This is a genomic window from Celeribacter sp. HF31 (assembly GCF_011806455.1).
Lineage (GTDB): Bacteria > Pseudomonadota > Alphaproteobacteria > Rhodobacterales > Rhodobacteraceae > Celeribacter.
Window position 1 is genome coordinate 75,783 of sequence record NZ_JAATOT010000008.1, and the last position, 13,397, is coordinate 89,179.

Sequence of the window (13,397 nt, forward strand, 5' to 3'; positions counted from 1 at the left end):
ATGACAGAGACAAATCCCTTTCCTCTGGATTTCCCCGCCGTGGACCTGGCCATTGACCCGGAGGGCATGATCCTTGCCGCCTATCGCAATGAGGCGATGGGGATCGATGAGGCGCGGACGATCTATCTCGACTGGGCGTTCCGACTTGGCCCACGCGTCTCGACGAGCACGGCGATCCGGCGGCTCTTGGCGCTTTATGCGCCGCAGGTCGGGCCAGGGCATCCGATGACCCATGTGCTGCGCGAGGGGCTAAAACGCACGCAGCAGGCGGTGCCGCGCGCCTGGGAAGGATGAATTTTCAAGAATAATCCTTCGATTTGTCTCGATTTGTCACAGAAATTGTCACATGCGCTGCCGGTTTCGTTCAGACCCTGTTCACCTTTGCGGCGGATCATCTGCGTTAAAAACCATTCAACGCCCAATGAACGCACAGCCTGAAATTTCGGGGACAAAGGATATTCGCATGAGGATCAAACGTCTGAACGGCATGTTCACGGTGGCCACGCAGCTTGAGCCATCCAAAATTCAAAAAGTCGCCGAAAAAGGCTATAAGACAATCATCTGCAATCGTCCCAACGGCGAGGGCGCCGACCAGCCGGGCTTTGACGAGATCACCCGCATCGCGTCGAAATTCGGGCTGAAAACCGTTTACATTCCGATCCAACTGGGCGGCGCCAGTGCGGCGGATCATGCCGCCTTTGCCCGCGCCATCGAAGAGATGCCGAAACCGATCCTGGCTTATTGCCGGTCGGGCACCCGCTCCGCGACGCTCTGGTCGCATTGGGAGCAGGAGATGTCAGAGCATCAAGGTCGGGAACAGCGTGTCGACGCCATGCAGGCCGGAGGGTTGGCCCCCGGCAACACCTCCATCGACGGCAGGCGCGCCCTGACACCGACGCGCGGCGGTGCGCCGCAGAGGCCGCGTGAGGGCGACGTCACCGAGATGCGCCGCCGGGCGTGATGAGGTCGTGAGCCTTAGCGGGGCAGGGCAGCCGCCTCGCGGGCCAGCTCCTCGATGGCTTTCCAATCGCCTTTCTCCACCAGATCGGCGGGCGCAACCCAGCTTCCGCCGACGCAGAGCGTGTTGGACAGCGACAGGTAGTCATTGGCATTTTTGAGCGAGACCCCCCCCGTCGGGCAGAATTTCATCTGCGGCAAAGGTGCGCCGATGGCCTTGAGCGCGGGGGCGCCGCCGTTGGCCTCCGCCGGAAAGAATTTCGCGACCGTGTAGCCGCGCTCCAATAGGCGCATGACGTCGGAGGCGGTCGAAGTCCCGGCCAAAAGCGGCAGATCAGCGGCCTCGCAGGCGTCCAAAAGCGTGTCGGTCGCACCGGGGGAGACACCGAAGGTCGCGCCCGCCGCGATGGCATCACTCACATCTTTGGGTGTCAAAAGCGTGCCCGCGCCGACCACGCCCCCCTCGACCTTGGCCATCTCACGGATCACGTCCAAGGCGACCGGCGTGCGCAGAGTGACCTCCAGCGCCGGCAGACCGCCCGCGACCAAAGCCTCGGCCAAGGGTCGGGCATGAGCCACGTCTTTGACGACGAGCACGGGGATGACGGGGGCGAGGCCACAGACCTCTGCGGATTTCAGGCTGGCGTCCTGCGGGGTCATGGGGGCTCCTGTCGGCTGTTTGCAGTATCTCAATATTTGTTAGCGCTAAAAGCGTTGCGGTGAAAGGCCTAACACGGGCCGCATTCTCTCAAAGCCTCTCAGCCTGAGCGATTTTGTCAAGCCACCCCCGCGGGGCTTGTCACATGTTTTCCCCCGCTTACATCAGCGCGACACTCTATTCGCCATCACGCACAGACCAAACGCACCCTCCACAACGCTTAGGAGCGCAGATATGACTGCACCAAAAACATCAGCGACCGAAACGCTCTTTCGGCCCTTCACCCACAAAGGCCTCAGCCTCAAAAACCGCATCGTCATGGCGCCGATGACCCGAAGCATGACCGACGGCGGCATTCCGGGGCCTGAAAATGCCGCTTATTACGCCCGCCGCGCATCTCATGAGGTCGGGCTGATCCTCTCTGAGGGCACGGTGATCAACCGCCCGGCGTCGCGCAACGATCCGGGTATTCCGTTCTTTCACGGCCCTGAGGCGCTGTCGGGCTGGAACCGGGTGATCGAGGCGGTCCATGCCGAGGGCGGCAAGATGGGGCCGCAGATCTGGCACACCGGGTCGACCCGCGCAGGCAAATGGGAACCGGAGGCACCGGTGGAAAGCCCCTCCGCCCTTGTCGGTCCCGACGATCCGCGCGGTGTTGCGATGACGGAGGCCGACATCGAGGCCGCGATCGCCGCCTATGCAGAGGCCGCGAAGGCTGCCAAAGAGTTGGGCTTTGATGTGGCCGAGCTGCACGGCGCGCATGGCTATCTGATTGACCAGTTCTTCTGGGCGGGCACCAACCTGCGCGACGATCATTGGGGAGGGGCCACCATCGAAGAGCGGTCGCGCTTTGCCGTCGCCGTGGTTAAGGCCGTGCGCGCCGCCGTCGGTCCCGATTTTCCGATCATTTTGCGTCTGAGCCAGTGGAAACAACAGGACTATGGTGTGAAACTGGCCGCCGATCCGGCGGAGATGGAGCGCTGGCTTGTGCCTCTGGTCGAAGCCGGCGTCGACATTCTGCACTGTTCGCAGCGTCGGTTCTGGGAGCCGGAATTCCCGGAGATCGACGGCGAAGAGGGGCTGAACTTTGCCGGTTGGGCCAAGAAAATCACCGGTGTGCCGACGATTTCCGTGGGCTCCGTCGGGCTGTCGGGCGAGTTCCTCGCGGCTTTCGGTGGCGAAAGCTCAAAGGTGACGCCGCTCGACAATCTGGTGAAACGGATGGAGGCGGAGGAGTTCGATCTGATCGCCGTGGGCCGCGCGCTTTTATCGGATTACGCCTGGGCCGAAAAAGTCAAACGCGGCGCGATGGATGAGCTGAGCGGGTTTGATCCGGCGGCTCTGGGGCAGTTGCTCTAATCCCACGTTGTCCTAAGCCTCCCCGGTTCTGATGTTATCGGGGAGGCTTTTCTTTGCCGCAATTTCCTGCGACACTCAGCCTCTCGGGATAAGGAGATTTATGCGCAGAAAATCAGCAACGCCTTTTAGGGCATGACGCGTGACCCACTTCACGAAACACAGTGGGTCGCATGATTTTCTATGCGCATATGCGCTTTTTCTGAGAGTTTCTCATGACACAGTTTATCACACAGACCGACATCACCCTCCGCCCATTTGAGGCCGGAGACACCATGGCTTTGTCCGACATCTGGCGCAGAGCGTCTGAACGCGCACATCCGTTTTTCACCTCCGCCCAGCTCGATGAGCAACAGGTTCAGGTGGAGCGAACCTACCTGCCCAAGGCCGAAACCTGGGTTGCGCTGCGTGGGGCGTCGCCGCTTGGCTTTATTGGTCTGTTGCCAGACCCGGAAAGTACAGCGAAGGGCGCGATCATCGGCGGGCTGTTCGTCGCTCCAGAGGCGCAGGGGCAGGGCGTCGGGCGGTTGCTTGTCGACCATGCGCGCGGGCTGAAACATCACCTGAGCCTTGAGGTCTACGAGACCAATCTGGCGGCGTGTGGATTCTATGCCCGGCTCGGTTTTCACCAAGTCGGGCGTCGGGAGAGCGATGACAATGGTTTGCCTTTCCCGCTTTTGAAACTCGTGCTGTAACGCGGGGCCGGGCGTGCGCTCAGAACAGGGAGCACGCCCCTTCGGTCGCGGGACCGGCGTTGCGGCGGAAGGTCTCGAACAGCTCGCGGCCCATGCCGACGGTGTTGGCCGTCAAATCGACGGTGACCGCCTCGCGGGCGTCAAAGCCGTCTTCGAGCACTTCGAGCGTGCCGGAGGTGGCATCGACGCGGACCAGATCGCCGTCTTTGAGTTTCGCAATCGGACCGCCGGTGACGGCCTCCGGCGAGACGTGGATACAGGCGGGCACTTTGCCGGACGCGCCGGACATGCGCCCGTCGGTCACCAGCGCCACTTTCAATCCGCGATCCTGCAACACCGCAAGCGTGGGTGTCAGCGAATGCAGCTCCGGCATGCCATTGGCGCGCGGGCCTTGGAAGCGGACGACGACCACGGTGTCCTCGGTAAACTCGCCCTTTTGAAAGGCGGTTTTGACGTCGTGTTGATCGTGGAAAATCCGCGCTTTCGCCTCGACCACATGGTGTTCGGATTTCACGGCGGAGACCTTCATCACGCCACGGCCCAGATTGCCTTTCAGCTCTTTGAGACCGCCTGACTTCTGGAACGGGTCAGACGCAGGGCGGACGATTTTATCGTTCACCGTCTCATGTTCGGGCTGTTCGAATGTGAGCACACCCTCGCGCAGTTTCGGCTCTTTGGTGTAAAGCGACAGGCCGGTGCCTGCGACGGTTTTGACGTCCTCGTGCAAGAGGCCCGCGGAGAGCAATTCCCCCACAAGATAGCCAAGCCCGCCCGCGGCGTGGAAATGGTTCACATCGGCGAGACCGTTCGGGTAGACCTTCGCCAGCAAAGGCACCGCATCGGAAATCTCGGAGAAATCCTCAAGGTCGAGAATGATCCCGGCGGCGCGGGCCATGGCGGGCAGGTGCAGCACGAGATTGGTCGAGCCGCCCGTCGCCATCAATCCGACGATGCCATTCACAAAGGCCTTCTCGTCCAAAATGGCGCCCACAGGCGTGTATTCATTGCCAAAAGCGGTGATCTGCAACGCCCGTTTGGTGGCTTCACGAGTCAGCGCATCGCGCAGTTCCGTGCCCGGATTGACGAAAGACGCACCGGGCAGGTGCAGCCCCATGATCTCCATCAGCATCTGGTTCGAATTCGCCGTCCCATAGAAGGTGCAAGTGCCCTGGCCGTGATAGGCCTTCATCTCGCTGTCCATCAACTCGCGCCGGGTGATCTCTCCGGTGGCAAATTTCTGGCGCACCTTGGCTTTCTCGTCATTGGTGATGCCCGAGGTCATCGGACCCGCCGGAATGAACACCGTCGGCACATGGCCATAGGCGGCGGCGGCCATGATCAGCCCCGGCACGATCTTGTCGCAGACGCCCATATAGAGAGCGGCGTCGAAACAGTTGTGCGACATGCCGATGGAGGCCGAGAGCGCGATGGTGTCGCGCGAAAACAGCGACAATTCCATGCCGGTCTGACCCTGGGTGACGCCGTCACACATCGCCGGAACCCCGCCTGCGACCTGCGCTGTGGCGCCGGACGCGCGGGCGACCTCGCGGATGATGTCGGGGTAGTGCTCATAGGGCTTATGCGCCGAGAGCATGTCGTTATAGGCGGTGATGATGCCGATATTGGGCGCGCGCCCGTCGGCCAGCACCTCTTTGTCATCGCCCATGGCGGCATAGGCGTGGGCCTGATTGCCGCAGGACAGATGCGCGCGCACCGGGCCCTGATCGGCGGCCTCAGTGATGCGGGCGAGATAGGCCTCGCGGGTGGGTTTCGACCGTTCGATGATGCGTTGAGTGACTTGTGCGATCCGGGGGGCGATCTGGCTGTTCACGGGTCTGGCCTTTTTCTGGTGTGGCGGTCTGCTGTGTGAAAATCGTTTGGGTCTAAAAGAAAGCCTCTGTCGGGCATGATCTCCGCAGGTTTTGCGGTGCGCTTAAGCGCATCTGCGGGGGTTAGCGCTAACCTATCCGGTCTCCCCTAGAATGTCCACCTGTGACGCGCGGATGTCATGGAAAGATCATCCACCGCGTCTTGCGTTATGCTGCACAGGCATGGGGTTGCTGCAAGTGCATAACGGGTCTTCCGCTTTGGCACTCGTCTGCGTCAGGTGTTTTGACCTATAATCAAGTCATCGGGAGGATCAACGCAAACCGGCTTTGTCACGACAGGCCAAAACAGAACGCGGCACACAAGGCCGCTCACAGAGCCAAGATGACAGGCACTCAGCCGAGAGGCTGAAGACAACGCAAAGGTGATCCTATGACCAACACGACGATTTACACGACCGAAGGCTTTATCGACATGACCGCCATCGAAAAAGAAGCCCGCCAAATGCGCGCTGAAGTCATGCGCTCCGCGTTTCGCGGGGCTGGTCAATGGCTGCGCGCGCGCTTTCACGGCCACCGTGCCGGCGAACTGGCCTGATCAAGGTTCGGACGCCGCTCGTGGTGTGATTTGACGCCACGGTAAAACATTGTGAATGCATGTGAAATCCCGGAAATGTTCCGGGATTTTCGCATTTTGGCCTCATTTGGATGGGATATTAACCATGAATTGAGGGGAAAATCCCCGGAGGCCGTCATGAAAAACATCGCTACAAAAAAGACACTTAAAATCGCAGCAGCTCTTCTGATCGCAGCCGCCACCAGTGCGTGCACGACAGAGTCCATTTCCCGCGCCACGCCTCTTGGGGCCACCTTCGGCGCAGCCGCTCCTTCGGATGCGGTGAGGATCGCGCCGGATTTCCGGGTCACCAAGGTGAACGTCGTGGTCCCCGGTTCGCTCTCCGTCTCGGAAGACAACGGCATCAAACCGCGCGCAGATATCGTCTGGCGCGAAGATCCTTTTGGCAACCGTTACGAGCAGGTCAAAGCGGTGATGGAGGCCGGTCTGACCTCGGGCACCCGCGCGCTCAAAGGTCACACGCCGGTCGTGCTCGACGTGCAAATGGTGCGTTTCCATGCGCAGACCGAGCGCGTGCGCTATTCCAACCTGCCGTCGAAACATGAGATTGAATTCCTGCTGACCGTGCGGGACGCCAACACCGGCGCCGTCCTCGTGCCGTCCCATATGGTCAACGCCACTTTCGATGCGCTCGGCGGCAATGCGGCCGTCGCGGCGGATCGCGCGGGCCTCACCCAGAAACAGCGGATCGGTGAGCATCTTTCTACTGTGATCGTTTCCGAACTCTCGAAACCGATGGCTTTGTGATCCGCATCGCGATCCCTCTTTCTAAGAGGCCAGAACAGCGCTAAGAGGGCTCTCATGACAGAGCCCACTTTTTCTTTTCCGACCATCCGCCTCAAACCCAAAGCCAACGCCCGGGCCATTCGCCACGGCGCCCCTTGGGTTTATGACAACGAGCTGGTCACCGACCGCCGCACAAAATCCATCGCGCCGGGCACCATCGCCCGGCTCGAAGACAATGACCGAAATTTCCTCGCCCTTGTGGCCGTGAACCCGAACTCGCGCATCTTTGGCCGCGTGTTGGAGCGCGCCGAGGAGGCCGAAATCGACACGGAGTGGTTCGCGACCCGGATCGCCACCGCCTTGGCGCATCGCGAAACGCTCTTCGATCAGCCGTTCTACCGTCTGATCCATGCCGAGGCCGATGGCTTGCCGGGCGTGGTGATCGACCGTTTCGGCGACACCTGTGTGGTGCAACCCAATGCCGCCTGGGCCGATGTTCTGATCGAACCGCTCTCTGAAGCGCTGCGTCAGGTGACCGGCGTCAACACCGTTGTGATGAATGGCACAGGCCGGGCGCGTGGCCTTGAAGGGCTTGAAGAAAAAACAGAAATTCTTTGCGGTGCGGTCGAGGGCCTGATCCCCGTGCCGATGAATGGCGCGACCTATATGGCGGACCTGCTGGGCGGCCAGAAAACCGGGCTGTTCTACGATCAGCGTCCGAACCATGCCTTCGCTCAGCGTCTTGTCGCGGGCAAAAAGGTGCTCGATGTCTTCTCCCACGTCGGGGGTTTCGCTTTGGCGTCACTTGCGGGCGGTGCGGCCTCGGCCCTGTCGGTCGACAGCTCCGCCGCCGCTTTGGAGTTGGCCGAAAAAGGCGCTGCGGCCATGAATAAATCCGACGTCTTCGCGACCCGCAAAGGCGATGCCTTCGATGTGCTGGCCGCTTTGGCGGAGGAGGGCGAAAGTTTCGATGTGGTGATCTGCGATCCGCCCGCTTTTGCGCCCTCGAAACCGGCCTTGGAAAAAGGCCTTCGCGCCTATGAGCGGGTCGCGCGGATGGCCGCGCCTCTGGTGCGCGAAGGCGGTTACCTCGGCCTTTGCTCCTGTTCGCACGCCGCCGATCTCGACAGCTTCCGCACCGCCAGCAATCGCGGGATCGGGCGCGGCGTCGGTCATCTGGGCCGGTCTGCGCAGCTCATCCACACGGGCTTTGCCAGCGCCGATCATCCGCTCATGCCGCAGCTCGCGGAAAGCGGTTACCTCAAGGCGCTGTTCTACCGGATCCTGCCGTGAAAGTTCTGTTAGATGCCTGCGTGCTTTACCCGACGGTGATGCGCGAGGTGCTTTTGGGCGTCGCGAAACGCGGGCTTTACACGCCCTTGTGGTCGGCGCGCATTCTGGAAGAATGGGCCCGCGCGGCCCGCAAACTTGGCCCAGGGGGCGAAGCCCAGGCGCGGGGCGAAGTGGCCCTCACGCGCGCGGCCTTTCCAAAGGCAGAAGTCAAAGAACACAAAGGCTTGGAGGCGCGTCTTTACCTAAAAGACGAGAATGACATCCATGTGCTCTCCGCCGCAATCGCGGGCGGCGCCGAGGCGATTGTCACGATGAATGCGCAGGATTTTCCGCGTCATGTTCTGGCCGAGGAAGGGCTTGAACGCTGGGACCCGGATGGGTTCCTCTGGCTGCTTTGGTCGGATCATCCCGAGGCTGTCTCGGCGGTGGTCGAGGAGGTGCGCCAAGAGGCGGAGCGGTTGTCGGGCGAGGCCTGGGATGTGCGGCGTCTGATGAAAAAGGCGCGGCTTCCGAGGCTGGGCAAGGCGCTCAGCTGAGGGCTTTCTTGAGTATTTTTGCCAAGAAAAAGACGCGTGGTCTTACGACCATTTCGCCTCATTGGCCTCGATGGCTTTGATCCGCTCGTGGGTCTTCGGGTGGCTCATCAACCACGCGGGCGTCGAGGCGCCATGCGCGCCGGTCAGCTTAGGCAGTTTTTCAAACAAAGATTTCTGCGGCCCGGTGCCGATCCCGGCCTTGATCAAAAGCGCGGTGGCATAGGCGTCGGCCTCATATTCGTCGGAGCGCGACAGTTTGGCTGCGAGCATTTGTGTGAGCCAGGCGGCGATATAGCCGCCGATGACCGGGATGAAGCGCGACAGGATCATGGCCAGTGCAGTGCGCAGCGCATTCTGGCCGGAAAAGTCGATCATCCGGCGTTTGGAGTGACCCAGGGCGACATGGCCCAGCTCATGCGCCACGACGGAGGCCATTTCCGCATCCGTGATCTGTCCACTGCGAAATTTCTCGTAAAACCCGCGGGTGATGTAGACCTTGCCATCGGGCGCGGCGAGGCCGTTCACAGGGTCGATCTCGTAGAGAAACACCCGCACACGCGGCAGATCGAGCGCGTCGGCCAATTGGGCAAACACGCGGGTCAGCTTTGGGTCGGCCAGCTCCGAGGACTTCGCTTCCAGCTCCCGCACGGTGCGACGGGCGGAAAAATGGTACATCGCGAAGCCCAGCAGCAGGGCGAGGAGGATGGGGGTGAATCTCAGCATGTTCTGAATATGGGGGCTGGTGTGTGCTGCGCCAAGGTTTAACGACCAAGGAGTTTCATGCCGCGATCGAGGCCTTCGAGCGTCATCGGCACCATGCGGTCGTCGAAAATCTCGCGGATCATGGCGATGGATTGCGTGTAGGACCAATGGGTCTCCGGCACCGGATTGAGCCAAAGATGATCGGGCCAAGTCTCCCGCGCACGCGCCAGCCATGTGGCACCCGCTTCCTCGTTCCAATGCTCATTGGCACCGCCGGGAATGGCGATTTCATAGGGCGACATCGAAGCATCGCCCACGAAAATCACTTTGTAATCCTTGCCATAGGTGTTCATCACCTCGCGGGTCGGGATTTTCTCGCCCCAGCGCCGGACATTGTCGCGCCACACACCCTCATAGAGGCAATTGTGGAAATAGTAATATTCGAGATGCTTGAATTCGCTGCGCGCGGCGGAAAACAGCTCTTCGACCACCTTGATATGATCGTCCATCGAACCGCCGACGTCGAAAAACATCAGGACTTTCACCGCATTGTGCCGCTCGGGCCGGGTTTTGACGTCGAGATAGCCGTGTTCGGCGGTGGAGCGGATGGTGCCGTCGAGATCGAGCTCTTCATGCGCGCCAGAGCGCGCCCATTTGCGCAGGCGTTTCATCGCCAGTTTGATGTTGCGGGTGCCGATCTCCACCGTGTCGTCGAGATTTCGAAATTCCCTTTTGTCCCAGACTTTTACGGCGCGACGATGACGTGACTCTTTTTGCCCGATCCGCACACCCTCGGGGTTGTAGCCATAGGCTCCGAAGGGCGAGGTGCCCCCCGTTCCGATCCATTTGTTGCCGCCCTGATGTCGGCCTTTCTGCTCTTCGAGACGCTGTTTGAGCGTCTCCATCAGCTTGTCGAAGCCGTCCAGGGCCTCGATCTCGGCCATTTCCTCGGGGGAGAGATGTTTCTCCATTTCTTTGCGGAGCCAGTCCTCTGGCAGATCGAGTGCATCTAACACTTCATCTGAAGAAATATTATCAAGACCTTGGAAAGACTTGGAGAAAGCACGATCAAAGCGGTCGAGATGCCGCTCATCCTTGACCATGGTGACCCGCGCGAGCAGGTAGAACTCTTCGATGTCATAGGTCGCAAGACCGGCCTGCATCGCCTCCAGAAACGACAGGAACTCCCTCAAGGAGACCGGCACGCCTTCGTGGCGCAATGTCTCGAAGAAGGGCAGGAACATGGTTACACCATACGGTCGAAAAGGACGCCGAAGAACAGGCCGAGGATGCCGAAGATCAGCGCGTAAACCACCATATATTGCAGCTTGTCGGCCCGGTCGCCACCGCGCTTGGTGGCCAGCCGCCAGCCCCAAATCCCCCCAAGGAGGGTCAATACCAACCCGATCATGTCTCGCTCCCTCGCATTCGGGGTCCGGTGCGCCGTTATTGCGCCAGAGAGGCGATTTCGGCGGCGCGGGTCCGGACCACGTCATCAGAGCCAAAGCCATAGCGTGCCCAGCCCAAACTGTCGAGCCGGACGCTGCGGGCCTCGCTAACGCGACCCAATTTGTCGAGGGCTTCGGCCTCGGTCAGCATGAGGGAGGCAAGCAGGGCTGCGTTCTCGGCATCGCGGGCGGCAGAGATGGCGCTGGCGGAGATGTCATAGGCGGCCTCATAGCGGCCTTCTGAGAGGGCCAACGCGGAGAGCTGCATTGCCACATGGGCGGAATGAAAGCGGGTTTCCGGACGGGCATCGTAAATGCGTTTGGCCTCAGTCAGGGCCAGCTGGGCGCTCGCGCGATCTGTGGCAATCGAAAGCCGCCCCAATAGGAACCAGGAAAACCCGGCGCGCGTGTCGCTCCAGCCCTCAGCGCGCGCAATGGCGACAGCGGTTTTGGCGTCTTGCAGGCGAGACGTCAAAGACCCGTCGCCCATGGCTCCCATGGCGGCCTCGGTCCAGGCGCGCGGGGTTGGCTGAACGGGAGTTGTGTAGCCGGTGGCGCCAGCCGGATTGATCCGGGCGAGAATGCCGGGCAGGGCGCGGGCCACCTCCGCGCGGCTCATGCCGGAGCGCAGCTCGGGCGCATAGGTGGCACGCAGGATGAGCATGTCGAACGGCGTCAGCACCGAATGGATGTTGTCGTCATTGTAAACGGAATCCGGCAGGCGATAGAGATCGTTCAGCGGCCCCAAAGCCTGCGCCAGTTCTTCGTGCAGGCAATCGCGGATTTCCTGCGGCGGGACATTGGTCGGGATGAAAATCGACAGGCGTTCGCGGGTCGTCACCTGAGTCCAACTGAGGGCGGCGCGGCGGGCATGTTTGAACTCATCCCAGCCGGAAACGTTGGGCACCACGATACAGGCGGTGTTGGGCGCGCGGCGGGACAGCTCGGCCTGTGTCAGCGTTTCGATGGTGATCGCGGCCGGCTGATTGGCGGGCACGCGGGTGATCGATATTCCGGCCTCGCGGTCGAGCCGGGTCAGCAGCCGCGACAGATCGTGGGTCAAAGACACGGGTACCGTATCGCCGGTGACACGCAGCGTGATCGGGCCTTCGAACCGGGTGAACCGGTCGAGTGTAGCGCCGGTTTCAAGCGCGAAGCTCAAATCTAGAAAGTCACGTGTAATCGAGGTGTTGGAGCGCGAGGTTGGTGCGGCTTGGCCGTCAGAGAAGACCTTCATCGGCGGCAGGTCGAGCATGTCGGAAGACGCGCGCGCCGACGGGGGCACAGTGCTTTGCGGCGCGCTCATGCAGGCGCTCAACACGGTCAGGCTGCACATCAGGGCGGCCAGCGGACGAAGACGGCCTTTGGTTTTCTTGCTGTGCGAAACAGTCGCGTGACGCGTCAATATCCTGACCCTTTTCATCTGTCTCAATCTGACCTGATTAACCCTAAACCATTAAGCTTTGAACTGTGGCAATTCTAAGGCAGCTCCCCGGAGGCCGCCAAGCGGTTTCGAAGGTAAGCGCAGGTTTTCAGGGGTAAATCAGCCGCGTTGATATTTGATGAAGGGCGTCAAGTCGCCGATCCGGTCGTAGAGTTTGCGTGCGGTCTCGTTGAAATGCTGGGTCGTCCAATAGACATTCGGCGTGCCGTTTTCGTCGGCAACTTTATAGACTCCCTCGATCAGCGCACGTCCCGCACCGGTGCCGCGGGCGGCCTCGCTGACATAGAGGTCCTGCAAATAACAGACGTCTTCGATGCGCCAGTTGTGGGCGTGGAAAATGTAATGCACAAGACCGATCAATTCCCCGTCTTTCTCCGCCACCAAAGCGCCGCGTTCCTTGGCCGCCGGGTCGGTGAGGCGCGCGAAGGTGGTGTCATAAATCTCCGGGCTCAGCTCGCTTTCGTAAAACGTCAGATAGGCGCGCCAAAGCACGTCCCATTGCGCGCGGTCTTCGGGGGCGAGGGGGCGGATGGTCAGCATGAGCGGTCTCCTTGACGTTGACCCTGAGCTACGGCGAAGCGCGCCTTTGTGCAAGGTGCCAGGGTCTAGGATGAAAAAAACGATTGTGCCGATTTCCTGTCCGTTTCCAGGTCGGCACGCTTAAATTTCGGGCGCGTGGCGGGCAGGGCTGTGACGCTTTGACCCTCTCGATGCGTTTTTGGCAGACGCGGCATTTCATCAAACTGTTAAAATCAAACTGGAAGATACGCAGACGACTGCAACGGAGTTTAAGATGACCCAAACCACCCCCAGTGACGCCCAGATCAGCGAAGCGGCCTATTTCATGTGGCTCGAAGAGGGTATGCCCGAGGGGCGCGATGAAGCCCATTGGTTGATGGCCGTTGAGGCGCTGAGCGTGCCAGAGACGGCTCCCGCGAAGGCGCCGCGCAAACGTGCTGCCCCCAAAACCGCAACCAAAACCGCAACCAAAACAGCGGCGAAACCGGCGAGCAAAACCGCCGCCGCCAAGAAACCGGCCGCGAAAAAGCCCGCAGCCAAGACCACCACGGCCGCGAAGAAACCGCGCGCCACGAAGGCGGCTCCGAAAGCGGAGTAAGA

16 protein-coding genes are annotated in these 13,397 nt (G+C 61.1%); 9 read left to right on the forward strand and 7 right to left on the reverse strand.

Annotation, left to right across the window (positions count from 1 at the left end):
• Both HCZ23_RS16660 and HCZ23_RS16665 read left to right on the forward strand, forming a co-directional pair.
• A complete protein-coding gene (locus tag HCZ23_RS16660) occupies positions 1–294 on the forward strand; it encodes a hypothetical protein (protein ID WP_167602879.1) in 294 nt (97 codons plus the stop codon).
• Positions 295–463: 169 nt separating this feature from the next.
• Positions 464–961, forward strand: coding sequence for a TIGR01244 family sulfur transferase (locus HCZ23_RS16665; RefSeq protein WP_167602880.1), 498 nt, complete (start codon positions 464–466; stop codon positions 959–961).
• A gap of 14 nt (positions 962–975) precedes the next feature.
• On the opposite strand, the gene eda is transcribed toward HCZ23_RS16665, so the two are convergent.
• Positions 976–1,617 carry a bifunctional 4-hydroxy-2-oxoglutarate aldolase/2-dehydro-3-deoxy-phosphogluconate aldolase gene (gene eda / locus HCZ23_RS16670; RefSeq protein WP_167602881.1) on the reverse strand — a complete coding sequence of 214 codons (642 nt, stop codon included), beginning with the start codon at positions 1,615–1,617 and terminating at the stop codon, positions 976–978.
• A gap of 232 nt (positions 1,618–1,849) precedes the next feature.
• On the opposite strand from eda, the gene HCZ23_RS16675 reads away from it, so the two are divergent.
• Both HCZ23_RS16675 and HCZ23_RS16680 read left to right on the forward strand, forming a co-directional pair.
• Positions 1,850–2,974, forward strand: coding sequence for a 12-oxophytodienoate reductase (locus HCZ23_RS16675; RefSeq protein ID WP_167602882.1), 1,125 nt, complete (start codon positions 1,850–1,852; stop codon positions 2,972–2,974).
• Positions 2,975–3,186: 212 nt separating this feature from the next.
• On the forward strand, positions 3,187–3,666 hold the full coding sequence (locus HCZ23_RS16680) for a GNAT family N-acetyltransferase (RefSeq protein WP_167602883.1): 480 nt from the start codon (positions 3,187–3,189) through the stop codon (positions 3,664–3,666).
• Positions 3,667–3,685: 19 nt separating this feature from the next.
• Here the strand turns inward: HCZ23_RS16680 and edd are convergent, their stop codons facing one another.
• The gene (gene edd, locus HCZ23_RS16685; protein WP_368487363.1) at positions 3,686–5,497 is read right to left on the reverse strand and encodes a phosphogluconate dehydratase; all 1,812 of its coding nucleotides are present in this window, start codon (positions 5,495–5,497) and stop codon (positions 3,686–3,688) included.
• A gap of 428 nt (positions 5,498–5,925) precedes the next feature.
• Between edd and HCZ23_RS16690 the strand changes: the two genes are divergently transcribed.
• From HCZ23_RS16690 to HCZ23_RS16705, 4 genes are all read left to right on the forward strand, one after another.
• Positions 5,926–6,090, forward strand: a complete 165-nt coding sequence (locus tag HCZ23_RS16690; protein WP_167602884.1) for an RSP_7527 family protein — start codon at positions 5,926–5,928, stop codon at positions 6,088–6,090.
• 156 nt (positions 6,091–6,246) lie between these two features.
• A complete protein-coding gene (locus HCZ23_RS16695; protein ID WP_167602885.1) occupies positions 6,247–6,876 on the forward strand; it encodes a DUF6778 family protein in 630 nt (209 codons plus the stop codon).
• Between the two features lie 54 nt (positions 6,877–6,930).
• Positions 6,931–8,148 (forward strand): RSP_2647 family RNA methyltransferase, encoded by a 1,218-nt coding sequence (locus HCZ23_RS16700; RefSeq protein ID WP_167602886.1) that lies wholly within the window; start codon positions 6,931–6,933, stop codon positions 8,146–8,148.
• Entirely contained in the window at positions 8,145–8,684 is a 540-nt protein-coding gene (locus HCZ23_RS16705) for an RSP_2648 family PIN domain-containing protein (RefSeq protein WP_167602887.1), read from the forward strand. Before HCZ23_RS16700 ends, HCZ23_RS16705 begins: the two co-directional genes overlap by 4 nt.
• A gap of 42 nt (positions 8,685–8,726) precedes the next feature.
• Here HCZ23_RS16705 and HCZ23_RS16710 read toward each other — a convergent pair whose 3' ends face one another.
• From HCZ23_RS16710 to HCZ23_RS16730, 5 genes are all read right to left on the reverse strand, one after another.
• On the reverse strand, positions 8,727–9,407 hold the full coding sequence (locus HCZ23_RS16710; protein ID WP_167602888.1) for a M48 family metallopeptidase: 681 nt from the start codon (positions 9,405–9,407) through the stop codon (positions 8,727–8,729).
• A 38-nt stretch (positions 9,408–9,445) separates the two neighbouring features.
• Positions 9,446–10,630 carry a VWA domain-containing protein gene (locus HCZ23_RS16715; RefSeq protein WP_167602889.1) on the reverse strand — a complete coding sequence of 395 codons (1,185 nt, stop codon included), beginning with the start codon at positions 10,628–10,630 and terminating at the stop codon, positions 9,446–9,448.
• Positions 10,631–10,632: 2 nt separating this feature from the next.
• Positions 10,633–10,797 (reverse strand): apolipoprotein acyltransferase, encoded by a 165-nt coding sequence (locus tag HCZ23_RS16720; RefSeq protein ID WP_167602890.1) that lies wholly within the window; start codon positions 10,795–10,797, stop codon positions 10,633–10,635.
• A gap of 35 nt (positions 10,798–10,832) precedes the next feature.
• Entirely contained in the window at positions 10,833–12,239 is a 1,407-nt protein-coding gene (locus HCZ23_RS16725; protein ID WP_254870355.1) for a DUF2927 domain-containing protein, read from the reverse strand.
• Between the two features lie 138 nt (positions 12,240–12,377).
• Positions 12,378–12,818, reverse strand: coding sequence for a GNAT family N-acetyltransferase (locus HCZ23_RS16730; RefSeq protein ID WP_167602892.1), 441 nt, complete (start codon positions 12,816–12,818; stop codon positions 12,378–12,380).
• 253 nt (positions 12,819–13,071) lie between these two features.
• Here HCZ23_RS16730 and HCZ23_RS16735 point away from each other — a divergent pair, with 253 nt between their 5' ends.
• Positions 13,072–13,395 (forward strand): DUF2934 domain-containing protein, encoded by a 324-nt coding sequence (locus HCZ23_RS16735; RefSeq protein ID WP_167602893.1) that lies wholly within the window; start codon positions 13,072–13,074, stop codon positions 13,393–13,395.
• Positions 13,396–13,397: the final 2 nt, after the last annotated feature.